We start from the raw sequence: 24,169 nt of genomic DNA, 5'->3' as shown, positions 1-24,169 counted from the left end.
CCCCGTGGGCTGTCTCGGCATGCCCGCGCACCGCCGCGGTCCCCGCTCCGTCTACAGGCAGCGATAAGGAGCCCCCGCAGTGCTGGACCACGGCGCAGCCCCACCGGTCGACGACGCGAACGTCACGACCGCCCGCAAGACCACCGGGCTCTCCGCCCTCACCCGCCGCAAGCCGGTCGAAGCCCTGGTCGCGGAGGGTGGCCAGGGTGAGGGCGGCTCGCTCCGCCGCTCGCTCTCGATGTGGCAGCTGACCATGATCAGCATCGGTGCGACGCTCGGCACCGGCATCTTCGTCGTCCTCGGCGAGGCGACTCCGCTCGCCGGCCCCGCGGTCGCGATCTCCTTCGTCATCGCGGGCCTCACCGCCCTCTTCTCGGCGCTCTCCTACGCCGAGCTGGCCGGCTCCATACCGGTCTCCGGTTCCTCGTACTCGTATGCGTACGCAACGATGGGCGAGCTCATCGCCTGGGTCTGCGGCTGGTGCCTCGTGCTGGAGTACGGCGTCTCCGTCGCCGCCGTGGCGGTCGGCTGGGGCGAGTACCTGAACGAGCTGCTCGACGGCACCATCGGGGTGACCATCCCCGAGGCCGTCTCCGCGCCGCTCGGCGAGGGCGGGTTCGTCAACCTCCCGGCCCTCGTCGTGGTCCTCCTCGCGATGGTCTTCCTGATGGGCGGCGCCAAGGAGAGCGCCCGCATCAACACGATCATGGTCGCCGTGAAGATCGTCACGCTGCTGCTCTTCATCGGCATCGGCTTCATGGGCATCAAGGCGGGCAACTACGCCCCGCTCGCCCCGCTCGGTGTGACCGGCATCAGCGCCGCCGCGGCCACGCTGTTCTTCTCGTACATCGGCTTCGACGCCGCCTCCACAGCCGGTGAGGAGGCCCAGAACCCCAAGCGGGACCTGCCGCGCGCGATCATGCTCTCGCTGCTGATCGTCACCGTGCTGTACTGCCTGGTCGCGCTGGTCGCCGTCGGGGCCATGCCGTGGCAGGACTTCGAGGGCACCGAGGCGGCCCTCGCCCAGATCATGAAGGACGTCACCGGACAGAGCTTCTGGGGCGTCGTGCTGGCGGCGGGCGCGGTCGTCGCCATCGCCAGCGTCGTCTTCGCCGTCCTCTACGGCCAGACCCGCATCCTCTTCGCGATGTCCCGCGACGGGCTGGTGCCCAAGGTCTTCGCGAAGGTCGACTCGAAGTCCGGCGCCCCGCGCGCCAACACCGTGATCGTCTCGCTCTTCTGTGGTGGCCTCGCCGCCTTCATCCCGCTGGGCGAGCTGGCCAACGCCACCAGCATCGGCACGCTCTTCGCCTTCGCGCTGGTCAACGTCGCGGTCGTCGTCCTGCGCTACACGCGGCCCGAGATGAACCGCACCTTCAAGGTGATGCTCTTCCCGGTCACCCCGATCCTGGGCTTCCTCTTCTGCGGCTACATGATGATCAACCTTCCGGCCGTCACCTGGATGTGGTTCGGCGGCTGGATGATCGCGGGGCTCGTGTTCTACTTCCTGTACGGCATGCGCCGCTCCCGACTGGCCACGGCACCGGCCCTGGCAGAGGCTCCAGCAGAGAAGTGATCCACCCGTAGTGCGACTCAACGACCTCGACGAACGCATCGTCCACGCCCTCGCGGAAGACGCCCGCCGCAGCTACGCCGACATCGGCTCGCTGGTCGGCCTCTCCGCGCCCGCCGTGAAACGACGCGTGGACCGGCTCCGGGCCGAGGGCGCCATCACCGGCTTCACCGTGCGGGTGGACCCGGCGGCGCTCGGCTGGGAGACGGAGGGGTTCGTCGAGATCTACTGCCGCCACAACACCTCGCCGGAGGACATCCGGCGAGGGCTGGAGCGGTACCCGGAGGTGGTGTCCGCGTCGACCGTGACCGGTGACGCGGACGCCGTCGTCCAGGTCTTCGCCTCCGACATGCGCCACTTCGAGCGCGTCCTGGAGCGGATCGCGGGCGAGCCCTTCGTGGAGCGCACCAAGTCCGTCCTGGTGCTCTCGCCGCTGCTGCGGCGCTTCTCCTCCGGCTCGCCCGCCTAGGAACGCGTGGACACGAAGGGACCGCCCACCCCCGTGGGACGGTCCCTTCGTGCGTGCGGGAGCCCGTGCGTGCGGGAGTCCGTGCGACGGGCTCAGTCGGTGGGGTACTCGAACTGCCAGGGCAGCACCTTGAGGTCGCCGGTGCCCTCCTTCGTCCGCTCGAAGGGCGCGGCGCTGGTGCACTTCGGCACCTCGTCCGTCAGCGGGTCGTTGGACGCCATCCAGCTGTACCCCAGCCGGTCCCGTCCTCTGGCCGTGTCGTGCACGGAGATGCCGACGCGCTTGCCGACGGCCGTGGCCAGCAGGCCCTCGCCACGGGTGATCACGCCCGTGACGGTGGCCACCTTCCCGCCCGTGACCAGGCAGTCGACCTTCACGTCGGCCGCCGCCGCGAAGTCGCCCTTGTAGTGGCTGAAGCGGAAGGTCCCCGTCGCCTCCCATGGCAGCGCGTCCTTCGCCAGGTGCGCGTCGAAGCTCATGGTGATGTCGTCGCCGGCCGGGCGGTACAGCTTGGCGCTGCCGGTCAGCGCCGCCGCCTCCCGGTCCGCGCCCTTCCCGTCCCCGGAGGCGGTCGCGGAGCCGGCCGCTCCAGCCGTGATCAGCAGGGCGGCGGCCACGGCGGCGATCTTCGTACGGCGGTTCATGTCGCGCGGTCCTTTCGGCAGGTCAACCGGACGACGACCACTCTTCCGCGCCGGTCGCGCGGGAACATCGCGCCGCGGAACGGTCCTCGTCTCCGCCGCACGGCGGGGGAGGGGTACACCCCTGGTCGTAGCGGCACGCAACGAATCGCCGCCGTGCCCGACGATCACGCAACGGTTCGACGGTCGGTCCGCAACGGTCTCGCCTTGTCCCGGCCGAGCCCGAAACCGTACCGTTTTTGACGTCTTCCCTTCGAATTGCCTCCCTCCACTCCTGCCTCCGAGGAACGCCCATGCCCGCGCTGCGCGCCGCCCTGCTCCAGAGCTCCGGACAGCTCGGTGACGTGGCCGCGAATCTGAAGATCCTCGACGAGGCCGCGGCCCGCGCCGCCGAGGGCGGCGCCGGCCTGCTGCTCGCCCCCGAGCTGTTCCTCACGGGCTACGCCATCGGCGCCGACATCGCCCGGCTCGCCGAGCCGTCCGACGGCCCCTCCGCGCGGGCCGTCGCCGAGATCGCGGCCCGCCACGGCCTGGCCGTCGGCTACGGCTACCCGGAGCGGGACACCGAGGCGCACGGCGTGCTCCACAACTCCGCGCAGCTCTTCGGCGCCGACGGCGCCGTGCTCGCGCACTACCGCAAGACCCACCTCTTCGGCGACTTCGAGCTGAAGTGGTTCACGCCCGGAGACCGGAGCGTCGTCCAGGCGGAGCTCGGCGGCCTCACCGTCGGCCTGATGATCTGCTACGACGTCGAGTTCCCCGAGAACGTACGGGCGCAGGCGCTGGCCGGCACGGACCTCCTCCTCGTGCCGACCGCGCTCATGCACCCCGCCGAGATCGTGCCCGACGCCGTCGTCCCCGTGCGCGCCTTCGAGAACCAGCTCTACATCGCGTACGCCAACCGGACCGGGCCCGAGGGCGACTTCGAGTTCGTCGGCCGGTCCACCCTCGCCGCCCCCGACGGCACCGCCCGGGCCCGCGCGGGACAGGGCGAGGACCTCGTGTTCGGCGAGGTCGACCCCGACGTCCTGAACGCGTCCCGCGCGCTCAACCCGTATCTCCGCGACCGGCGGCCCGGCCTCTACGGCTCCCTGGTCGACGACCGGGCCTGAGCGCCCCTCCGCCCGCCCACCCCCGCTCCACCTTCCTTTTTCGTGCAAGGAGTCCGTACCCCATGACGTCCACGGTGCCCACCGCCGTCCAGCACACCGACGGCCAGCCCCCGATCACCATGTTCGGTCCGGACTTCCCGTACGCCTACGACGACTTCCTGGCCCACCCGGCCGGTCTCGGCCAGATACCCGCGACCGAGCACGGCACCGAGGTCGCGGTCATCGGCGGCGGCCTGTCGGGCATCATCGCGGCGTACGAGCTGATGAAGATGGGCCTCAAGCCCGTCGTGTACGAGGCCGACCAGATCGGCGGCCGGCTGCGCACCGTCGGCTTCGAGGGCCCGGAGACCGAGGGCCTGACCGCCGAGATGGGCGCGATGCGCTTCCCGCCCTCCTCCACGGCGCTCCAGCACTACATCGACCTGGTGGGCCTCACCACCCGGCCGTTCCCGAACCCGCTGGCCGAGGCCACGCCCTCGACCGTCGTCGACCTCAAGGGCGAGTCGCACTACGCCGAGACCATCGACGACCTGCCGCAGGTCTACCGCGACGTCGCCGAGGCCTGGAACGCGTGTCTCGACGAGGGCGCCGACTTCACCGACATGAACCGGGCGATGCGCGAGCGCGACGTCCCGCGCATCCGCGAGATCTGGGCCAGGCTCGTCGAGAAGCTCGACGACGAGACCTTCTACGGCTTCCTCTGCAAGTCCGAGGCCTTCAAGTCCTTCCGGCACCGCGAGATCTTCGGCCAGGTCGGCTTCGGCACCGGCGGCTGGGACACCGACTTCCCGAACTCCATCCTGGAGATCCTCCGGGTCGTCTACACCGAGGCCGACGACCACCACCGCGGCATCGTCGGCGGCTCGCAGCAGCTGCCGCTGCGCCTCTGGGAGCGCGAGCCGCAGAAGATCGTCCACTGGCCGCTGGGCACCTCGCTCGCCTCGCTGCACGAGGGCGCCCCGCGCCCGGCGGTGACCCGCCTGCACCGCGCGGCCGGCAACCGGATCACGGTCACCGACGCCTCCGGCGACATCCGCACGTACCGCGCCGCGATCTTCACCGCCCAGTCGTGGATGCTGCTGTCCAAGATCGCCTGCGACGACTCGCTGTTCCCGATCGACCACTGGACCGCGATGGAGCGCACCCACTACATGGAGAGCTCGAAGCTCTTCATTCCGGTGGACCGTCCGTTCTGGCTGGACAAGGACGAGGAGACGGGCCGTGACGTCATGTCGATGACGCTCACCGACCGGATGACCCGCGGCACCTACCTCCTGGACGACGGCCCGGACAAGCCGGCCGTCATCTGCCTCTCGTACACGTGGTGCGACGACAGCCTGAAGTGGCTGCCGCTGTCCGCGAACGAGCGGATGGAGGTCATGCTGAAGTCGCTGGGCGAGATCTATCCGAAGGTCGACATCCGGAAGCACATCATCGGCAACCCGGTGACGGTGTCCTGGGAGAACGAGCCCTACTTCATGGGCGCCTTCAAGGCCAACCTGCCGGGCCACTACCGCTACCAGCGCCGCCTGTTCACGCACTTCATGCAGGACCGGCTGCCGGAGGACAAGCGGGGCATCTTCCTCGCGGGCGACGACATCTCGTGGACGGCCGGCTGGGCCGAGGGCGCGGTGCAGACGGCGCTCAACGCGGTGTGGGGCGTGATGCACCACTTCGGCGGCGCCACCGACGCCACCAACCCGGGCCCCGGCGACGTGTACGACGAGATCGCCCCGGTCGAGCTGCCGGAGGACTGAGCTCCGTGCGGCCGTGAGCCACGGCCGTGAGCCACGGCCGTGAGGTCAGGGCCTGGCCAGCGGGGTGAGCAGCATCCGCCCCACCAGGCCCACCGACCGGTCGAGGCGTTCGGTGAACTCCTCGGCCAGGTCGGGCAGCCCCCGCAGCTGCCACAGCGAGCGGGCGGCGAGCCAGGCCCCCTCGCGGGCCCGGTCCAGGCTCCAGCAGCCGAGCAGATGCGTCAGCGGGTCCGCGATCTCCAGGAGGTCCGGGCCCGGCATCAGTTCCTCGCGGATGCGCTCCTCCAGGAGCACCAGTACGTCGCCCACCCGGTCGAACTCGTCCTCCAGGTCCGTGGGCGCGCACTCCAGGGCGCGGCAGGTGTCGACCACCGCGAGGGCCAGGTCGTGGCCGATGTGGGCGTTGATCCCGGCGAGCGCGAACTGCAGGGGCCGTACGCCCGGATGCCGCCGGTAGTGGAAGAGCGGCCGCCAGCAGGCCGGGGCCGGACAGCCGGTCGCGACGGCGTCGACGACCGCGAGATAGCGCTGGGCGAACCGTACGTCGAGGGTGGCGGCCGCCCGCCGGTCGGCGAAGGAGCCGGACTCGATGGCCCTGCCGATCTCCTCGGTGACCGTCAGATAGACCCGGTTGAACACCGCGACCCCGTCGGCGGGGTGCCAGGCCGAGCGGATGGCCCGCATCCGGTCCACCACGGGGTCGACGGCCGTGAACGGCCCGAGCTGGATGTCCTGCGTCTGCGCCATGGCTGCAGGGTGGCAGCAGGAGAGCCGGACGGTGGGGTTCCGCCACCCGGCTTCCCCAGAACGGGCGAATATGTCAGGACTTCGCCGCGGGCTCCGAGCCCGGGGTGCTCTCGCCCGGGGTGCTCTCGTACGAGCTGGTGCCCGAGTCGAGCAGCGGCTCCTGCTGCTTCAGGTGGGCGGGCGCGAAGGCGCGCAGCACGTGGTAGCCGGTGATGACGACCAGGGTGCCGAGCGCGATGCCGCCGAGCTCGAAGGTGTCGGTGAAGGTGAGCTTCACGCCGCCGACGCCGATGATGATGCCGGCCGCGGCGGGCACCAGGTTGAGCGGGTTGCGCAGGTCGACCTTGGCGTTGATCCAGATCTGGGCGCCGAGCAGGCCGATCATGCCGTAGAGGATGACGGTGATGCCGCCGAGCACGCCGCCGGGGATGGCGGCGACGACCGCGCCGAACTTCGGGCAGAGGCCGAAGAGCAGCGCGAAGCCGGCCGCCGCCCAGTAGGCGGCCGTGGAGTAGACCCGGGTCGCGGCCATGACGCCGATGTTCTCGGAGTACGTGGTGTTCGGCGGGCCGCCCACGGCGGTGGACAGCATGGAGGCGGCGCCGTCTGCGGCGATCGCCGTACCGAGCTTGTCGTCCAGCGGGTCGCCGGTCATCTCGCCGACGGCCTTGACGTGCCCGGCGTTCTCGGCGATGAGCGCGATGACCACGGGCAGGGCCACGAGGATCGCGGACCACTCGAAGCTGGGGCCGTGCAGGGTCGGCAGGCCGATCCAGTCGGCCTGGGAGACGCCGGAGAGGTCGAGGCGCCAGTGGTCGGTGACCTGGCCGCTCGGCGACATCGAGTGGATCTTGCCGAAGACCAGGTCGAAGACCCAGGAGATGCCGTAGCCGAAGATCAGCCCGAGGAAGATCGCGATGCGGGACCAGAAGCCCCGCAGACAGACCACGGCGAGGCCGGTGAACAGCATCACCAGCAGCGCCGTCCACTGGTCCTGCGGCCAGTACGTGGCGGCCGTGACCGGGGCCAGGTTGAAGCCGATCAGCATGACCACGGCGCCGGTGACGATCGGCGGCATGGCCGCGTGGATGATCCGTGCCCCGAACTTCCTCACCGCCAGACCCGCGAGGAACAGCGCCGCGCCGACCACGAACACCGCGCCGGTCACGGTCGCGCTGCTGCCGCCGGAGGCCCGGATGGCGGCGGCGACGCCCACGAAGGACAGCGAACAGCCCAGGTACGACGGGACGGTGCCGCGGGTCGCGAGCAGGAAGATCACGGTGGCGACACCGGACATCATGATCGCGAGGTTGGGGTCGAGACCCATGAGGACCGGAGCGACGAAGGAGGCGCCGAACATCGCCACCACGTGCTGGGCGCCGAGCCCTGCGGTACGGGGCCACGAGAGGCGTTCGTCCGGCCGGACGACTGCTCCCGGCGCGGGTGTCCTCCCGTCGCCGTGCAGGGTCCAGCGCACGCCGAGGCTCATGTGCTCGCTCCAGTTCTCGGGGTCAGGCGGCGGTCGGTCCCGTCGTGCCGGGACCGCAAAAGATCAGCCACATGGTAGTGCGCCGCAGGTCAGCGAACCCCTTCGGCGGTGCTGCGCTCCGCCGCTCCGGCCGCCTCGCGCCCGCCCGTCCGGAGCACGCCCGCGCCGAGCACGAGGCCGAAGGTCAGCAGGGTCACCAGCCCGAAGGAGAAGGCCAGCGAGGTCGCGTCGGCGATGCCGCCGATCGCCGAGGGCGCGATGAGCCCCGAGGTGTACGTGATGGTGGCGACGCCCGCGATGGCCTGGCTGGGGTTCGGCCCGCTGCGGCCGGCGGCGGCGAACGCGAGAGGGACGACCACGGCGACACCGAGCCCGATGAGACCGAAACCGGCCAGCGCGAGGGCCACGTGCGGGGCGAACACCACGAGCAGCCCGCCGAGGGTCGCGGCCACACCTCCGACGCGTACGGTGCGCACCGCGCCGAAGCGGTCCACCACCCGGTCGCCGACCAGCCGGGCCACGGCCATGGTCAGGGCGAAGGCGGTGGTGGAGGCGGCGGCGAGACCGGCGGAGGTGCCCAGCTCCTCCTTCAGGTAGACGGCCGACCAGTCCAGGCTGGCGCCCTCGGCGAACACTCCGCAGAAGCCGATCGCGCCGATGACCAGGGCGGACTTCGGCGGCAGCGAGAACCGCGGCGGCGCCTCCTCCTCGGGCGCGCTCTGCAGGTCGAGCACGCCCTGGCAGGCGGCGAGACCGAGCACGGTCAGGACGAGCGCGGCCACCAGATGGTGGAGCCGGGCGTCGCCGCCGAGGTGGGCGGCGACGGTACCGGCGGCGGAGCCGAGCAGGGCGCCCGCGCTCCACATGCCGTGCAGGCCGGACATGATGGAGCGGCCGAGCCGGTTCTCGGTCTCGACGCCGAGCGCGTTCATGGCGACATCGGACATGCCGGCCGTGGCGCCGTAGACGAACAGGGCCGCGCACAGGCCGTAGACGTTCGGCGCGAGCGAGGGCAGCGTCAGCGACAGGGTCCACAGGACGAGCAGCCCGCGCAGCGCCTGGCGGGCGCCGAAGCGGTGGCTGATCGCGCCGGCCAGCGGCATCGCGAGCGAGGCGCCGATCGCCGGGAACGCGAGGGCGAGTCCGAGCTGGCCCGCGCCGACGCCCGCGTGCTCCTGGATCCAGGGAATGCGGGTGGCGAAGCTGCCGGTGACCGCGCCGTGGACGCAGAAGACGGCGGCGACGGCGAACCTGGCGCGCCGCAGCCGCTCGGTGGTGAAGACGGTCTGCGCCGCCATGTGCCCTCCCCGGGATGGTCGTCCTCGAACGCGCCGTAAACTATCAGGAACCCTGCCTGATAAATAGTGGACCGGCCGTACGGGCGGACGCCGACGGCCCGGCCGGCCCCCTGATCCGTCTGAGAGGATCGCCGCATGGCCGCATCCCCGAGCACCGCACGGGCCATCAACGACCGGCTCGCCCTGCGACTGCTCCAGGACGAGGGACCGTTGACGGCCGCCCAGCTCAAGACCCTCACCGGGCTCTCCCGGCCCACCGTCGCCGACCTCGTCGAACGGCTCCGGGGCTCGGGACTCGTCCATGTCGTCGGCGAGTCCGGCGCCGAGCGCCGCGGCCCCAACGCCAAGCTGTACGGGATCGTCGCCGCGCGCGCCCACCTCGCCGCCCTCGACGTCCGCACGCGCTCCGTCTCGGTCACCGTCACCGACCTCCTCGGCACCACGCTCGCGGAGGCGGCGGCACCCGTCGGCGACGCCGGCGGCACCGGCACCGCCGTGGAGAAGGCCGTCACGCTCCTGGAGCGGACCGCGAAGGAGGCCGGCGTCGACCGGCTCCACACCGTGGCCGTCGGCGCGCCCGGCCTGATCGACCCGGCCACCGGCGAGCTGCGCGACTCCACCGGACTGCCCGCCTGGCACCGCCGGCTCATCGGCGTCCTCCAGGAGCGGCTCCCCGCCCACGTCCTGGTCGAGAACGAGACCAACCTCGCCGCCGTCGCCGAACTGCGCGAGGGCGCGGCCAGCGACCGGGACGACTTCGTCCTCGTCTGGCTGGGACAGGGCGTCGGCGCGGCGGTCGTCCTCGACGGCAGGCTGCGCCGTGGCGCCTCCGGCGGCGCCGGCGAGATCGGTTTCCTGCCCGTGCCCGGAACCTCCGGGCTGCCGTCGGCCACCGGCTGCGACGGCGGCTTCCACGAGCTGGCCTGCGTGGCCGCCGTCGACGCCCTGGCGGCCGCCCACGGCCTCGCCCCGGCCACGGCGCTCGCCTCCGGCCACGGCCCGTTCCTCGACGCCCTCGCCCGCCGGCTCGCGGTCGGCGCGGCGGCGGTGGTCTCCGTCCTGGACCCGGGCTGCGTGGTCCTGGCCGGCGAGACCGGGCACCAGGGCGGGCCGGAGCTCGCCGCCCGCGTCGAGGCCGAGCTCGCCCGGCTCTCCCCCCTGCGCACCGAGGTGCGCGCCACCACCCTCGGCGACGCGGCGGTCCTGCGGGGCGCCCTCCTGCGCGCCCGGGACGCGGCCCAGGACGAGCTCTTCCCGTAGGTCGGCCCGCCGGGAACGCGTCCGCGCCGCGCCCCGACAGGGGGACGCGGCGCGGTGGGGAAGCCCGGCGGCGGCAAGGGCCGTGAGAACCGCCGCCGGGGGTTTCTCAGGTGGTGCGCACTAGCAGGCGCCCTGGTCCTTCCAGACGCCCCACTCGCCGGTCGTGCCCGGCTCCTCGTTCTGGGTCCACCACTGGGCGAGCCACTTGCGGCCCTTGTGGGAGACGACCGTGCCGCCGGTGTAGACCTGGCCCGCCACGTAGGCCGGGGCGGTGCAGCCGGCCGGCGGGGTGGTGGTCTGCGTCGGGGTCGGGGTCGGGCTCGTGGTGGTCGCCGTCGGGGTCGGGGTCGCCGTCGTCTGGGTCGGCGTGGGCGTCGGGGTCGAGCCGCCCGGCTCGACCGTCGTCGTGCCGCGCGCCAGGTCGCCGGCGAGGGCGTACGTCGTGCCGTTGACGGTCACCGTCCAGTTCGACGGGGTGGAGACCGGCAGGTAGTAGTTGAACGCCAGGTCCACGGTCGCGCCCGGGGCCAGCGACTGCCAGGCCGGGAGCTTCAGGGAGACCCGGTGGAAGTCGCCCTTCAGGCCGCCGACGTTGCTGCCCGTGTGGTCGCTGCTGATCACCTTGGTGCCGAAACCGGACTGGTCGGAGGCGTTGTTCGGAGCCGCGGTCGCGTAGTCGAACTGGAACTCCGTGCCGCCCGGCAGCGCGGTGGCGGTGTTGTTGGTGATCTTGATCTTCGGCGTGATCGGGTAGTTGGAGTCGCCCAGCTTGAACTCGGTGAACTCCACGCCCACGTTGACGGCCTGGGCCGGCAGCGCCTTGTTGCTCTTCTTCGCGCCGTACGGGGCGGCCGCCTTGAACTTGTCGTACATCAGCGAGGTGAGCGTGGAGCCCATCTCGTACTGGCCCTTGGCCGCGTTCCAGCCGTAGTCGCCGGCCAGCTCCCAGACCATGGTGCCGCCGATGCCGCGGTCGACCACGTAGTCGGCCTTGGCGGCCACCGACTGCTCGTCCTCGGTGGACAGGAAGACCTTCTTCTGGGCGTTCCACAGCCACGGGGCGACCAGCGTGGAGTCGTACTTACGCGCGTAGGTGCCGGTGAGCGTGGTGTTCGACGGGAAGCCGTACCGCGTGACGTAGTCGCCGACGATCCCCTTCTCGAGGTTCTTGGCGTGCCACATCGGGTTGGAACCGGCGGGCGACTCCTGCCCGTTGGTGTCCTTGTCGTGCCACAGGTTGTCGATGCCGACAGCGCCGTCACCGCACTTGGTCAGACCGGCCCCGGCCGGGCAGGTGGTCGCGGCGGCCTTGCCCCACAGACCGTCGGTGCCGCCCTGCACGTTCTTGTGGCCGCGGGTGTAGTAGGGCAGGCCGATGTTGATCCGGCCGGCCGGCATCGAGCCGCGGAAGTAGTGGTAGGCCCAGTCGGTGTTCAGGTAGCCGATGGAGCCGTACTGCGCGGAGCCGTAGACGCCCGCGGCGGCCAGCTCGGCGTCCTTGCCGTCGTCGAAGAGCGAGGCGTTCGGGCCGACGTACTCGTTCCAGGCGCCGTGCAGGTCGTAGGACATGATGTTGACGTAGTCCAGGTACTTCTGCATCTGGAAGGTCTCCATGCCGCGCAGCAGATAGCCCGAGGAAGGCGCGGCGACGGTCAGCAGGTAGTGCCTGCCGTCCGCGGCGCCGGCCGTGTCGAGCTTCTGTCGCAGGGACTTCATCAGGGCGGCGTAGCCCTGCACCAGGCCCGCGCGGCGCGCGTTGGCGAGCTGCCAGTCGAGCGGGTTGCCGGCGTCCTTCATGGTCGTCGGGTACTCGTAGTCGATGTCGACGCCGTTGAAGCCGTACTTCCGGATGAAGTCGACGGCGGAGTTCGCGAACGTGTCGATCCCGGCCTGGTTGACCGACCCGTCGGCGTTGGTCGCCATCGAGTAGAAGCCGCCGGAGTTCACCCGCGTGCCGTTGTCGTCGAAGTAGCCGCCGGTCTCCGCCCAGCCGCCGACCGAGATCAGCGTCTTGACGTTCGGGTGCTGCTTCTTGAACTTGTTCAGCAGGTTGAAGTGGCCCTTGTAGGCGTACGCCGGGTCCATCTCGGCGCCCGCGACACCGGGCCAGGTCATCCCGGTCGCGGCGTTGTTCGCGCCGTCGCCGCCCACGGACAGCTTGTTGTCGCTGCCGACGTGGCCGAACGCGTAGTTGATGTGGGTGACCTTGTCCCACGGGATGTCGGAGGCCAGGTAGGCGGGCTCGCCGTTCTTCCCGGTCCGCCAGCCGGTGAAGTAGCCGATGACCCGGCGCTGGTGGTCCGTGCCCATCTTCTCGCGGCCCTCGGTGTCGTACACCGAGCAGTACGGGACGTCGACGCCGGGCGTCTTGTAGAGGCCGTCGGGGCGACAGGACTCGTTGTCGGCGGCGTAGGAGACGCCGCCCGCGGCGAGGGAGCTGATCAGCAGCCCGGCGACGGCGGCGCCGGAAGCGAGCAGCGAGGCCCTCTTCTGGGTGGGGGACAACACGATCGGTTCCTCCAAGGGAGGTCGGGCTGAACACAACGAACAAGGGGGTGGGTCGTGTCGGGCCCGTGGAGTGCGCACGCCGGCGGGCCGTACCTCGGAGGTGACTCGGAGATTAAGAGGACTAGACCAGTGCGTCAATAGGTCTGGACCAACGAAGGATTTCGTGACAGGGTCCTGGCAGGGGCATGGCGAGTTGTGAGCCAGCCCACAGGGCCTCACCCGCATGGCCGGTTCCCGGCCGTGGCACACTGGCCCTGTATCAGCAGCAGCGCACTCCGGGGTCGGTGTAATTCCGAACCGGCGGTATAGTCCGCGACCCGTCCGCAGCCAGCGGCCGGTTGACCAGGTGAGATTCCTGGACCGACGGTGAAAGTCCGGATGGGAGGCAGTGCGCGGCGGGCGACCCCTTTCCGGGGGTGAGCCGGCCGTACGTCCGCTGGTCGCCGCTCCCCGTACGCGGGGGTGGTGCACCGGAGGACCCTCGGCTTCGGCGCACCCTGCGCGAGGCCGTCGTACCCGCTCCCTGTCGTCATCGACAGGCCCCGGAGTCCGTGCCCGAAGAGGCAGGAGGACCCGGTGGCCACCCAGGCCGACATCACCGCCATGCGACGCGCGATCGCGCTCGCCGCCCGCGGTCTCGGCTCCACCAGCCCCAACCCTGTCGTCGGCTGCGTCGTCACGGACGCCTCCGGCCGGCCCGTCGGCGAAGGCTGGCACCAGCGTGCCGGCGGCCCGCACGCCGAGGTCCACGCCCTGCGCGCGGCCGGCGAGCAGGCCCGCGGCGGCACCGCGTACGTCACCCTCGAACCCTGCAACCACACCGGCCGCACCGGTCCCTGCGCCCAGGCCCTGATCGAGGCCGGTGTCGCCCGCGTCGAGTACGCGGTCGGCGACCCGAACCCGCAGGCCACCGGCGGAGCCGACACCCTGCGCGCGGCCGGCGTCCGGGTCGCCCAGGGCCTCCTGGAGGACGAGGCCGAGGCCGGGAACCTCGCCTGGCTCACCTCCGTCCGCCGCGGCCGCCCCTTCGTCCGCTGGAAGTACGCCGCCACCCTCGACGGCCGGATCGCCGCCGCCGACGGCACCTCCCGCTGGATCAGCTCCGCCGAGTCCCGCGCCGACGTCCACCGGCTCCGCGCCGAGGCCGACGCGGTCGTGGTCGGCTCCGGCACCGCCCGCGCCGACGACCCCCACCTCGCCGTCCGCGGCGTCGAAGGCGCCGTGCAGCCGCTGCGGGTAGTCGTCGACACCGAGGCGACCGCCGTGCGGCCCGGCGCCCGCGTCCTCGACGACGCCGCCCCCACCCTCATCGCGATCGCCGAGGACGCCGGCACCACGCTCACCGACGTCGTACGGCTGCCCCGGGCCGAGCGCGGCCTCGCCGTCCCCGCCCTCCTGGACGCCCTGCACGCGCGCGGCGTCCGCTCCGTCCTCCTCGAAGGCGGCCCGACCCTCGCGGGTGCCTTCCTCGCCGCGGGAGCCGTCGACCAGGTCGTCGGCTACCTCGCACCGGTCCTCCTCGGCGCGGGCCCGGCCGCCCTCGCCGACGCCGGAATCACCACCATCACCGACGCGTTGCGGCTCGACGTCAGCGAGACCGTGCGCATCGGACCCGACATCCGCATCACCGCGACCCCCGTCGTCACGACCCCCAAGGGAGCCTGACCGTGTTCACCGGAATCGTCGAAGAGCTGGGCGAGGTCGTCGCCGTCGAGCAGCTGGAGGACGCCTCCCGTTTCCGACTGCGCGGCCCGCTCGTCACCGAGGGCGCCCAGCACGGTGACTCGATCGCCGTCAACGGCGTCTGTCTCACGGTCGTGGATTTCGGCGACGGCGAGTTCACCGCCGACGTGATGGCCGAGACCCTCAAGCGCTCCTCGCTGGGCGCCCTGGAGGTCGGCTCCCGCGTCAACCTGGAGCGGCCCATGGCCGTCGGCGGCCGCCTCGGCGGCCACATCGTCCAGGGCCACGTGGACGGCACCGGCACGATCCTGGAGCGGACCCCGTCCGAGCACTGGGAGCTGGTCAGGGTCGGTCTGCCCGCCCAGCTCGCCCGCTACGTCGTCGAGAAGGGCTCGATCACGGTCGACGGCGTCAGCCTCACCGTCGTCGAGGTCGCCGACGACTGGTTCACCATCAGCCTCATCCCCACCACCCTCGCCCTGACCACGCTCGGCACCAAGCGGCCCGGCGACCCGGTCAACCTCGAGGTGGACGTCATCGCCAAGTACGTCGAGCGGCTGCTCGGCCCGAACGCACAGGAGAACGGCAAGTGAACTGGCTCAACTCCGAGGCGTTCACGGCCTTCGGCCAGCACATCATCTGGTCGGACATGGTCGGCAACATCTTCGGCCTCGTCGCCCTCGCCCTCGGCTGGCGCCGCTCCGTCTGGACCTGGCCGGTGCAGTTCCTCGCCGGCCTGATCCTCTTCGGCGCCTTCTTCGGCCACCTCACCGGCAGCGCCGGCAAGCAGGTCGTCGTCATGCTCGTGGCGCTCTACGGCTGGTGGCAGTGGCAGCGCGGCAGGGGACAGGGCGCGGACGGCCACATCGCGGTGCGCTTCGCCACCTGGCGCGAGCGGGCCGTCATGATCGGCGCGGCCGCCGCCGGCACCGTCGCGGTCGCCCAGCTCTTCACGGCGTACCCGAGCCTCTCCTGGGACCCCTGGCCCGACGCGTACATCTTCGTCGGCACCGTCGTCGCCATGTACGCCCAGGCCCGCGGCATGGTCGAGTTCTGGTTCGCCTGGCTGCTCGTCGACCTGGTCGGCGTCCCGCTGAACTTCGCCAACGGCTACGCCTTCTCCGGCTTCGTCTACGTCATCTACGGCGCGCTCGTCCTCTGGGGCCTGCGCGACTGGTGGCTGCGCTCGCGCACGGCCACCTCCCTGGAAGGAGCCCACGCATGAGCGCGCTTCCCATGTGGGACGTCACCGACCTCGTCCTCGACCCCGTCGAGCAGGCCATCGCGGACATCGCCGCCGGCCGGCCTGTCGTCGTCGTGGACGACGAGGACCGCGAGAACGAGGGCGACCTCGTCATCGCGGCCGAGAAGGCCACGCCCGAGGTCGTCGCCTTCATGATGAGCGAGTGCCGCGGCCTGATCTGCGCGCCCATGGAGGGCGAGGAGCTCGAGCGCCTCCGGCTGCCGCAGATGGTCGACGACAACACCGAGTCGATGAAGACGGCCTTCACGGTCTCCGTCGACGCGAGCGCCGCCCACGGCGTCACCACCGGCATCTCCGCCGCCGACCGCGCCACCACCCTGCGGATGCTCGCGAGCGGCAGGCACGAGCCCGGCGACTTCGTCCGGCCCGGACACATCTTCCCGCTGCGCGCCAAGCCCGGCGGCGTCCTGGTCCGCAACGGCCACACCGAGGCCGCCGTCGACCTCGCCCGGCTCGCCGGGCTCCGTCCGGCCGGCGCCATCGTGGAGATCGCCGGCGAGGACGGCGTCATGCTGCGGCTGCCCGAGCTGATCCCGTTCGCCCGCAAGCACGGCCTGACGATCATCTCGATCGAGGACCTGATCGCCTACCGCCGCTCCGCCGAGCCGACCGTACGCCGCGAGGCCGAGGTCCAGCTGCCCACCCGGCACGGCGACTTCACCGCGTACGGCTACCGCTCCACCGTCGACGGGGTCGAGCACGTCGCCCTCGTCCACGGCGAGATCGGCGACGGCGTGGACGTCCTGGTCCGGGTCCACTCCGAGTGCCTGACCGGAGACGTCTTCCACTCGCTGCGCTGCGACTGCGGCCCCCAGCTGGAGGCCTCCATGGACCGGATCACCGAGGCCGGCCGCGGCGTCGTCGTCTATCTGCGCGGCCACGAGGGCCGCGGCATCGGCCTGCTCTCCAAGCTCCGCGCCTACGAGCTCCAGGAGCGCGGCCGCGACACCCTCGACGCCAACCTGGAGCTCGGGCTGCCCGCCGACGCCCGCGACTACGCGGCCGGCGCCCAGATCCTCACCGACCTGGGCGTCCGCAGCGTGCGCCTGATGACCAACAACCCCGACAAGATCGACGCCCTCACCCGCCACGGACTGGAGGTCGAGGGCCGCGAGCCCATGCCCGTCCAGGCGGGCGAGCACAACCTCCGCTACCTGCGCACCAAGCGGGACCGGATGGGCCACGACCTGCCCTGGCTGGACGGCACTCCCGCCCCCACCTGCGGCAACCAGTAAGTCAGCACGTACCGAGATCGACCAAGGAGAACCATGAGCGGCAAGGGCGCACCCGTCCTCAGCGTCAAGAACTGCGGCGACCTCCGCGTCGCGGTCATCGCGGCCCAGTGGCACGAGAAGATCATGGACGGCCTCGTCGACGGCGCCCTGCGCGCCCTCGCCGAGCTCGGCATCGAGGAGCCCACCCTGCTGCGCGTCCCCGGCAGCTTCGAGCTCCCGGTCGTGGCGAAGGTGCTCGCCGAGCGCGGCTACGATGCCGTCGTGGCCCTCGGCGTCGTCATCCGCGGCGGGACGCCGCACTTCGAGTACGTGTGCCAGGGCGTCACCCACGGCCTCACCCAGGTCTCGATCGACACCGGCGTACCCGTCGGATTCGGCGTCCTGACCTGCGACACCGAGGAGCAGGCCCTGGACCGGGCCGGCCTGGAAGGGTCCAGCGAGGACAAGGGCCACGAGGCCGTCACCGCCGCCGTCGCCACCGCGACGATCTTGCGCACGGTCAGCGAACCCTGGCGCTGAGTGCAGATTCCCACCCCGTACTCTTAGGACATCATGGCGAACAAAACCTTCGAAGAGCTCTTCGCCGAGCTCAAGCTCAAGGCCGAGACCGGCGACCCGGCGACCTCCCGCACCGCGGAACTGGTCGGCAAGGGCGTCCATGCCATCGGCAAGAAGGTCGTCGAGGAGGCCGCCGAGGTCTGGATGGCCGCCGAGTACGAAGGCAAGGAAGCCGCCGCCGAGGAGATCTCGCAGCTGCTGTACCACGTCCAGGTGATGATGGTCGCCCGCGGGATCTCGCTCGACGACGTCTACGCCCACCTCTGAGCACGTCCCTTCACCACAACCCGACATCCGAGGCAAAGGAAGCCCGTCCCATGCTGCGCATCGCCGTCCCCAACAAGGGTTCTCTCTCCGGACCTGCGATGGAGATGCTCCATGAGGCGGGCTACCGGCAGCGCAAGGAGTCCAAGGAACTCGTCACCGTCGACCCGGACAACGAGGTGGAGTTCTTCTACCTCCGCCCCAAGGACATCGCGATCTACGTGGCGTCCGGCCGGCTCGACATCGGCATCACCGGCCGCGACCTGCTCCTGGACTCCGGTGCCAACGCCGAGGAGATCCTGCCGCTGAACTTCGGCCGCTCCACCTTCCGCTACGCCACCCGGCCCGGCACGGCGAACGGCCCCGAGGACTTCCACGGGATGACGATCGCCACCTCCTACGAGGGCATCGTCGCCAAGCACCTCGCCGAGCAGGGCGTCGACGCGTCCGTCGTCCACCTCGACGGCGCCGTCGAGACCGCGATCCAGCTCGGCGTCGCCGAGATCATCGCGGACGTCGTCGAGACCGGCACCAGCCTGCGCAACGCGGGCCTCGAGGTCATCGGCGAGCCGATCCTCACCTCCGAGGCCGTCGTCGTCCGCCGCACCGGCGCCACCGCCGACGACCCCAAGGTGCAGCAGTTCCTGCGCCGCCTCCAGGGCGTCCTCGTCGCCCGGTCGTACGTGATGATGGACTACGACTGCCGCGCCGAGCACCTGGAGCAGGCCGTCGCCCTCACGCCGGGCCTGGAGTCGCCCACCGTCTCGCCGCTGCACAACGAGGGCTGGGTCGCCGTGCGCGCCATGGTCCCCGCCAAGGAGGCGCAGAAGGTCATGGACGACCTGTACGAGCTGGGCGCCCGGGCCATCCTGACCACGGCCATCCACGCCTGCCGCCTCTGACGGCCGGAAGACGCCGAACGCCCGAAAGCCCGAACGCAAGGAAACCCGGGAAACCCGATGTCCGACACCACCGCTCCCGCCCTCCCGGTCACCTTCCGGCCGGCCCGGACCCGGGTCGTCCTGCTGACCGCCGGTGTGACGATGTTCGTCGTCATCACCGCCGTCGGGCTGATGCTGGAGAAGCTGGGACCGGGGGAGCGGGCCAGCTTCGTCTTCACCGCCGCGATGTTCCTGGGTGTCCTGGTGCTGCTGAGCCGGCCCAAGGTCGTCGCCGACGACGAGGGCGTGACGGTCGTCAACATCACCCGGACGCGCCGACTGGCCTGGGCCGAGATCCTCAAGGTCAACCTGCGCCCCGGCGACGCCTGGGTCTTCCTCGACCTGAGCGACGGCACCAGCCTGCCGGCCCTCGGCATCCAGCCGGGAATCGCCAAGGAGCAGGCCATCCGCGACGCCCGCGCGCTGCGCGCGCTCGCCGAGAGCAGGGGCACCGGCACCGAGGCCGGCTGACCCCGGCGGGCCCGGGCACGGACCCTCATCCGTCCCCCATATGGGGCCGACCCCCTGCCCGCGCCGGTGCGGGCGTGGCTAATCTGGTGGCGGTGGTGCCGAGCGGCACCACCGCCTCGCTCGTGCAGGGCCGCCCGCCGGCGACCCGCGAGGCCACCCTTCGACCCGAGGAGTGACTCCCTCCGGCAATGGACGGATCGTCCGGTAGTACCTGCGCCGCCCCCTCCCTCGAGGCGGCGGCATGATCGTCTCCCTGCTGCTCCTCGCAGCCGCCTTCCTGCTGATCCTCGCCAACGGCTTCTTCGTGGCCGCCGAGTTCGGCCTCGTCACCGTCGAACGTGCCGAGGCCGAGCGCGCCGCCGCCGAAGGCGACCGCCGGGCCCGCGGCGTCGTCCGCGCCCTGCGCGAGCTGTCCTTCCAGCTCTCCGGCACCCAGCTCGGCATCACCATCACCTCGCTCGTCACCGGCATGCTCGCCGAGCCCGCGCTCGCACGGCTGCTGGACGGACCGCTCACCGCGACCGGACTGCCCGAAGGGGCCGTCTCCGGCATCTCCGTGCTCGTGGGCATGCTGCTCGCCTCCGCCGTGCAGATGGTGGTCGGCGAACTCGTACCGAAGAACTGGGCGGTCTCCCGGCCGCTCCAGGTGGCCCGGTTCGTCGCCGGACCGCAGCACGCCTTCGCCAGCCTGTTCCGGCCGGTGATCTCCCTGCTCAACACCGTCGCCAACCGGCTCGTCCGGCTGTTCGGCGTGGAGCCGGCCGACGAGCTGGACTCGGTCCGCACCCCCGGCGAGCTGGTCGCCCTGGCCCGCCACTCGGCCCTGGCCGGCGCCCTGGAACAGGACACCGCCGACCTCTTCGTCCGCACCCTGTCGCTCGGCGGGCTCACCGCCGAACAGGTCATGACCCCGCGGGTGCGGATGAGCTCCCTCCAGTCGGACGCCACCGCGGCCGACGTCCTCAACCTCACCCGGGCCACCGGCCTGTCCCGCTTCCCCGTCTACCGCGAGCGGATCGACGAGATCGTGGGCATGGTCCACCTCAAGGACGCGCTCGCCGTCGTCCCGGACGAGCGGCACCGGACCTCCGTGGCACGGATCGCCGTCCCGCCGTTGCTCGTCCCCGAGTCGCTGCCCGCCCAGGCCCTCCTGGAGCGGCTGCGCCGCGAACAGCCCATCGCGGTCGTCGTCGACGAGTACGGCGGCACCGCTGGCGTGGTCACCCTGGAGGACATCGTCGAGGAACTGGTCGGCGAGGTCCGCGACGAGCACGACACCGCCGCCGACGCGCGGCCGGAACTGGCCACCGTGCCCTCCGACGACGGCTCGCAGGTCTGGGAGGCCGACGGCTCCTGCCGGGTGCACACCCTGCACCGGATAGGACTCGACGTGCCCGACGGCCCGTACGAGACGGTCGCCGGGCTCGTCGCCGATCTGCTCGGGCGCATCCCCGCCCCGGGCGACCGGGCCGAGCTGCCCGGCTGGCGGCTCTCGGTGCGCCAGGTCGACCGCTACCGCGCCGAACGGGTGCGGATCATGCGCACCGCCCCGGTGCCCGTCGCCGCGGAGGCGGCCCGATGAGTCTGCTCCCTCTGCTCCTCGCCGTCCTGCTGGTCCTGGCGAACGGCTTCTTCGTCGGCGCCGAGTTCGCCCTCGTGTCCGTACGCCGCAGCCAGATCGAGCCGCTCGGCGGCAAGCGGGCCCGCCAGGTCCTGTACGGCCTGGAGAACCTGCCGCAGATGATGGCGGCCGCCCAGTTCGGCATCACCGTCGCCTCGCTGACGCTCGGCGCGGTCGCCGAGCCGACCGTGGCCCGGCTGCTCGAACCCGTCTTCCACGCGGTGGCCGTACCGGAAGGCCTCATCCACCCGCTCGGGTACGTGATCGCGCTCGCCGCGGTGGTCTTCCTCCACCTGGTCATCGGCGAGATGGTCCCCAAGAACCTGGCGATGGCCGACCCCGAGCGCACCGCGCTGCTGCTCGGTCCCGGCCTGGTCGGCTTCGCCCGGCTCTGCCGGCCGGTCACCCGTGCCCTCGGCGCCTGCGCGAGCCTCGTCCTCAAGGCCTTCAAGGTCGAACCGAAGGACGAGGTGGAGGCCGTCTTCACCAGCGCCCAGCTGGGCCGGCTCGTGGAGGACGCCGGACAGGCCGGACTGCTCGACCCGGCCGAGCAGGAGCGCCTGGAGGACGCCCTGGAACTGGGCACCCGCCCGGTCACCGACGTCCTCATCCCCTCGGCCTCGCTCGTCACCGTGCCTCCGTCGGTCACCCCCCGGGACATCGAGGAGCTCACCGTGCGCACCGGATACTCCCGCTTCCCGGTACGGGCCGAGGGCCGGGGCACCTTCATGGGCTTCGTGCACGTGAAGGACGTCCTGGACCTGGAGGAGCGGGACCGGGCGGTGCCCCAGCAGGTGTGGCGCCCGATGGCCACGGTGCGGGCCGAGCTTCCGCTGGACGACGCGCTCACCGTGATGCGCCGGGCCGCGACCCATCTGGCGCAGGTGGCGGACGCCTCCGGCCGGGTGCTCGGCCTGGTCGCCATGGAGGACGTGCTCGAGATGCTGGTCGGCGAGGTCCGCGACCCGGCGCACCGCGTAGGACCGCCGGTGCGGCACCCGTCGAACCGGCCGCAGCAGCAGCCGCCCGCGCGGGTGCTCACGGGCTGAGCCCCCGGCGCCCGTCCGGCGGACCGGGGCCCTGCGGGCCCTGGTGCCGCGGGATCCGCCGGTCAGATGCCCGGCGGATCCTGCGGGCCGCGGTCCGTGGGGCCGCGGCCCGAGAGCACCTCGCCGTACGCCTGCATCAGGTCCGGCAGCCGCAGCGTGGCCAGGTCCTCGCGGGACGGCGTGGTCCCGTAGCCGGACAGCCGCAGATCGCGGTAGGCGCAGGACTTCTCGTACAGGGTGCGCAGGAAGCGACCGTTGCCGAGCTCGTCGATCCAGCCCTGGTCGACGACGTGCCCGCTGATCGAGCGCAGCTCCTCCAGGGCCTCCTCGTCCCAGCCGTCGCCGTTCGCCGCGGCGAGGACCTTGCCGATCTCGGTGAGCTCGAGCGGGCGGTACGAGGGGAAGTCGACCCGGGTGGTGAACCGGGAGGACAGCCCCGGATTCGCGGCGAGCAGCCGGTCCATGCCCTCCGGATAGCCGGCCAGGATCACCACCAGGTGGTCGCGGTTGTCCTCGGCGCGTTTGAGCAGCACCTGGAGGGCCTCGTCGCCGTAGGCGTCACCCTTGCTGTAGCCGGTGTTGGAGAGCGCGTAGGCCTCGTCGACGAAGAGCACCCCGCCGATCGCCGAGTCGATCAGCTCGTTGGCCTTGACCGCGGTCTGGCCCAGGTACTCGCCGACCAGGTCGGCCCGCTGGGCCTCCACCAGATGGTCCCCGCCGAGCAGCCCGAGCGCGTAGAAGACCCGGCCGAGAATGCGGGCGACGGTGGTCTTGCCGGTGCCCGAGGGACCGGAGAAGACAAAGTGACGTTTCGGCGGCTGGACGGGCAGGCCCTGGCCGGCGCGCAGCCGGGCCATCTCCAGTTGCGCCGACAGCGCCTTCACCTGCCGCTTGACCGGCTCCATGCCGACCATCCGCTCCAGCTCCGCCAGCGCCTCGGCGAGCAGCGCCGGGTCGGTGGAGCCGGCCGGGAAGCGCGGCGGCGCCGGCTGGGCCGGGACCGCCGCCTTCTGGCGCACGACGTCGGGCGGCTCCGGCGGCGCGGGCGGCGGCCCGGCCTCGGGTCTGAGCAGCAGGCCGTCGCCGGCCGCCCCGTCCGGGTCGATCCGCTCGCCGTCCACGGTGTCCTGGCCGAAGCCTCCGTACATGGCCGGGGCGAGCCCCACCGGATCGTCCGCGCCCTCGAAACCGTCGTACTCGGCGATGGCGGCGAGCCGTGCGGCGGTGTCCATGAACGCCGGGTCGATCCGGTGCACCGCGCGGTAGAGCGGCATCGCGGCGGCGGACCTGCCGGTGCCCTCGTGCGCCCGCGCGAGCCAGTAGCGCAGCTCCTTGCGCTGCGGCTGCTCGCTGCGGCAGCGCATCAGCGCCGTCGCGAGCAGCGGCTCGGCCTGGCCGTACATCTCCAGGCGCACCCGGGCCATGCCGCCGAAGAGCCCCGCCTCGATGCCCAGGAGCGGGTCGTCGACCAGGGGCTCGGTGTGCCGCACCAGCTGCTCCCAGTCCTTGACCAGGTACGAACGGCAGGCGTGCAGGAAGCGGACCTGCGGGTCGGCGTCGACCGGCGGCAGCCCGGCGAGTGCCCGGTCGAGCTCCGGCACGTGCCGGCCGTCGAGCCAGTGCGAGGCGTGCGCGAGCAGCAGGTCGCGCGGGCTCTCGAGCACCGGCTGCACCCACCAGCCCAGCCAGTACCAGGAGTTGAGGTTCCTCCGGTGCCGGGTCCGCTGCTCGCCGAAGCGCTCGCGGTTGCGGTACATCCGCAGGAGCGCGGTCGTGGTGTCCACGCGCAGCGCGTGCAGCCCGAGCCAGCCGTCGGCCATGCCGGGGTCGATGCGCACCGCCGTACGGAACTCCTCCTCAGCCTGCGGATAGGCGCCCATCGTGTAGGCGTCGACTCCGCGCAGCCAGGCGAGCTCGGCGGGGGCATGTGTGCCCTGTGTGCCGAAGTCCATCGGGTCCCCCACAACCGTCGACACGTGGACGGGAATTGACCGCACCGAGGGGCATCGTACCTGCGCAGAGGGTGCGTGATGAGGGAGAAGAAGGCGATCCGTCGTGATCGACACGATCCGCGGCCCGCTCACCGTCGGTGACCCTCGGTGAGCGCGGGGGCGGAACGAAGCCCCCGATCACGGGGGAACAACCGGGGGCTTCGCGTCCGCGGCGACTCCGAAGAGCCGCACATTGAGAACGTAAGACCTGTACGCCCCTTGGGTCAAGCGGAGTTGA

The 24,169-nt window shown here is 71.9% G+C and carries 21 protein-coding genes and 1 riboswitch; of the genes, 15 read left to right on the top strand and 6 right to left on the bottom strand.

Going from position 1 to position 24,169, the window contains the following annotated elements:
* Positions 1–79: 79 nt before the first annotated feature.
* On the top strand, positions 80–1,576 hold the full coding sequence (locus tag ACFY8W_RS31210) for an amino acid permease (RefSeq protein WP_391112471.1): 1,497 nt from the start codon (positions 80–82) through the stop codon (positions 1,574–1,576).
* A gap of 10 nt (positions 1,577–1,586) precedes the next feature.
* The gene (locus ACFY8W_RS31205; protein WP_030691274.1) at positions 1,587–2,042 is read left to right on the top strand and encodes an Lrp/AsnC family transcriptional regulator; all 456 of its coding nucleotides are present in this window, start codon (positions 1,587–1,589) and stop codon (positions 2,040–2,042) included.
* A 92-nt stretch (positions 2,043–2,134) separates the two neighbouring features.
* Here ACFY8W_RS31205 and ACFY8W_RS31200 read toward each other — a convergent pair whose 3' ends face one another.
* Positions 2,135–2,686: a Repetin gene (locus ACFY8W_RS31200; protein ID WP_391112468.1), complete on the bottom strand. Its 552-nt coding sequence runs from the start codon at positions 2,684–2,686 to the stop codon at positions 2,135–2,137.
* 290 nt (positions 2,687–2,976) lie between these two features.
* Here ACFY8W_RS31200 and ACFY8W_RS31195 point away from each other — a divergent pair, with 290 nt between their 5' ends.
* A complete protein-coding gene (locus tag ACFY8W_RS31195; protein ID WP_391112466.1) occupies positions 2,977–3,795 on the top strand; it encodes a nitrilase-related carbon-nitrogen hydrolase in 819 nt (272 codons plus the stop codon).
* Positions 3,796–3,857: 62 nt separating this feature from the next.
* Positions 3,858–5,552, top strand: a complete 1,695-nt coding sequence (locus ACFY8W_RS31190) for an FAD-dependent oxidoreductase (protein ID WP_391112463.1) — start codon at positions 3,858–3,860, stop codon at positions 5,550–5,552.
* A gap of 45 nt (positions 5,553–5,597) precedes the next feature.
* On the opposite strand, the gene ACFY8W_RS31185 is transcribed toward ACFY8W_RS31190, so the two are convergent.
* The 3 genes from ACFY8W_RS31185 to ACFY8W_RS31175 form a co-directional block, all read right to left on the bottom strand.
* On the bottom strand, positions 5,598–6,299 hold the full coding sequence (locus ACFY8W_RS31185) for a DUF5995 family protein (RefSeq protein ID WP_391112460.1): 702 nt from the start codon (positions 6,297–6,299) through the stop codon (positions 5,598–5,600).
* A gap of 73 nt (positions 6,300–6,372) precedes the next feature.
* On the bottom strand, positions 6,373–7,788 hold the full coding sequence (locus tag ACFY8W_RS31180; RefSeq protein ID WP_391112457.1) for a solute carrier family 23 protein: 1,416 nt from the start codon (positions 7,786–7,788) through the stop codon (positions 6,373–6,375).
* 89 nt (positions 7,789–7,877) lie between these two features.
* Entirely contained in the window at positions 7,878–9,086 is a 1,209-nt protein-coding gene (locus ACFY8W_RS31175; protein WP_391112454.1) for an MFS transporter, read from the bottom strand.
* Positions 9,087–9,221: 135 nt separating this feature from the next.
* Between ACFY8W_RS31175 and ACFY8W_RS31170 the strand changes: the two genes are divergently transcribed.
* Entirely contained in the window at positions 9,222–10,346 is a 1,125-nt protein-coding gene (locus ACFY8W_RS31170; protein WP_391112451.1) for an ROK family protein, read from the top strand.
* A 120-nt stretch (positions 10,347–10,466) separates the two neighbouring features.
* On the opposite strand, the gene ACFY8W_RS31165 is transcribed toward ACFY8W_RS31170, so the two are convergent.
* Positions 10,467–12,854, bottom strand: a complete 2,388-nt coding sequence (locus ACFY8W_RS31165; protein WP_391112449.1) for a chitinase C-terminal domain-containing protein — start codon at positions 12,852–12,854, stop codon at positions 10,467–10,469.
* 266 nt (positions 12,855–13,120) lie between these two features.
* Positions 13,121–13,250: riboswitch (FMN riboswitch) on the top strand.
* A 180-nt stretch (positions 13,251–13,430) separates the two neighbouring features.
* On the opposite strand from ACFY8W_RS31165, the gene ribD reads away from it, so the two are divergent.
* From ribD to ACFY8W_RS31115, 10 genes are all read left to right on the top strand, one after another.
* Positions 13,431–14,519 (top strand): bifunctional diaminohydroxyphosphoribosylaminopyrimidine deaminase/5-amino-6-(5-phosphoribosylamino)uracil reductase RibD, encoded by a 1,089-nt coding sequence (ribD, locus tag ACFY8W_RS31160; RefSeq protein WP_391112446.1) that lies wholly within the window; start codon positions 13,431–13,433, stop codon positions 14,517–14,519.
* A gap of 2 nt (positions 14,520–14,521) precedes the next feature.
* Positions 14,522–15,130, top strand: coding sequence for a riboflavin synthase (locus ACFY8W_RS31155; protein ID WP_391112443.1), 609 nt, complete (start codon positions 14,522–14,524; stop codon positions 15,128–15,130).
* Complete coding sequence (locus ACFY8W_RS31150) at positions 15,127–15,762, top strand: nicotinamide mononucleotide transporter (RefSeq protein WP_391112441.1); 636 nt, start codon at positions 15,127–15,129, stop codon at positions 15,760–15,762. Before ACFY8W_RS31155 ends, ACFY8W_RS31150 begins: the two co-directional genes overlap by 4 nt.
* Positions 15,759–17,036, top strand: a complete 1,278-nt coding sequence (locus tag ACFY8W_RS31145) for a bifunctional 3,4-dihydroxy-2-butanone-4-phosphate synthase/GTP cyclohydrolase II (protein ID WP_391112438.1) — start codon at positions 15,759–15,761, stop codon at positions 17,034–17,036. The genes ACFY8W_RS31150 and ACFY8W_RS31145 overlap by 4 nt, the downstream gene beginning before the upstream one ends.
* Before the next feature lie 33 nt (positions 17,037–17,069).
* On the top strand, positions 17,070–17,555 hold the full coding sequence (ribH, locus tag ACFY8W_RS31140) for a 6,7-dimethyl-8-ribityllumazine synthase (protein ID WP_384421051.1): 486 nt from the start codon (positions 17,070–17,072) through the stop codon (positions 17,553–17,555).
* 33 nt (positions 17,556–17,588) lie between these two features.
* Positions 17,589–17,861, top strand: a complete 273-nt coding sequence (locus ACFY8W_RS31135; protein ID WP_116162050.1) for a phosphoribosyl-ATP diphosphatase — start codon at positions 17,589–17,591, stop codon at positions 17,859–17,861.
* Between the two features lie 50 nt (positions 17,862–17,911).
* Entirely contained in the window at positions 17,912–18,760 is an 849-nt protein-coding gene (hisG, locus tag ACFY8W_RS31130; protein ID WP_391112435.1) for an ATP phosphoribosyltransferase, read from the top strand.
* 57 nt (positions 18,761–18,817) lie between these two features.
* Entirely contained in the window at positions 18,818–19,270 is a 453-nt protein-coding gene (locus tag ACFY8W_RS31125) for a PH domain-containing protein (RefSeq protein ID WP_391112432.1), read from the top strand.
* 241 nt (positions 19,271–19,511) lie between these two features.
* Complete coding sequence (locus tag ACFY8W_RS31120) at positions 19,512–20,852, top strand: CNNM domain-containing protein (protein ID WP_391112430.1); 1,341 nt, start codon at positions 19,512–19,514, stop codon at positions 20,850–20,852.
* Positions 20,849–21,940, top strand: a complete 1,092-nt coding sequence (locus ACFY8W_RS31115) for a CNNM domain-containing protein (protein WP_391112426.1) — start codon at positions 20,849–20,851, stop codon at positions 21,938–21,940. The genes ACFY8W_RS31120 and ACFY8W_RS31115 overlap by 4 nt, the downstream gene beginning before the upstream one ends.
* A 62-nt stretch (positions 21,941–22,002) precedes the next feature.
* Here the strand turns inward: ACFY8W_RS31115 and ACFY8W_RS31110 are convergent, their stop codons facing one another.
* On the bottom strand, positions 22,003–23,892 hold the full coding sequence (locus ACFY8W_RS31110; protein ID WP_391112424.1) for an AAA family ATPase: 1,890 nt from the start codon (positions 23,890–23,892) through the stop codon (positions 22,003–22,005).
* Positions 23,893–24,169: the final 277 nt, after the last annotated feature.

It is taken from the genome of Streptomyces sp. NPDC012637 (assembly GCF_042954805.1).
Lineage (GTDB): Bacteria > Actinomycetota > Actinomycetes > Streptomycetales > Streptomycetaceae > Streptomyces.
Note: the sequence above shows the minus strand (reverse complement) of the source record. Positions and strands in the feature narration are given on the sequence as shown.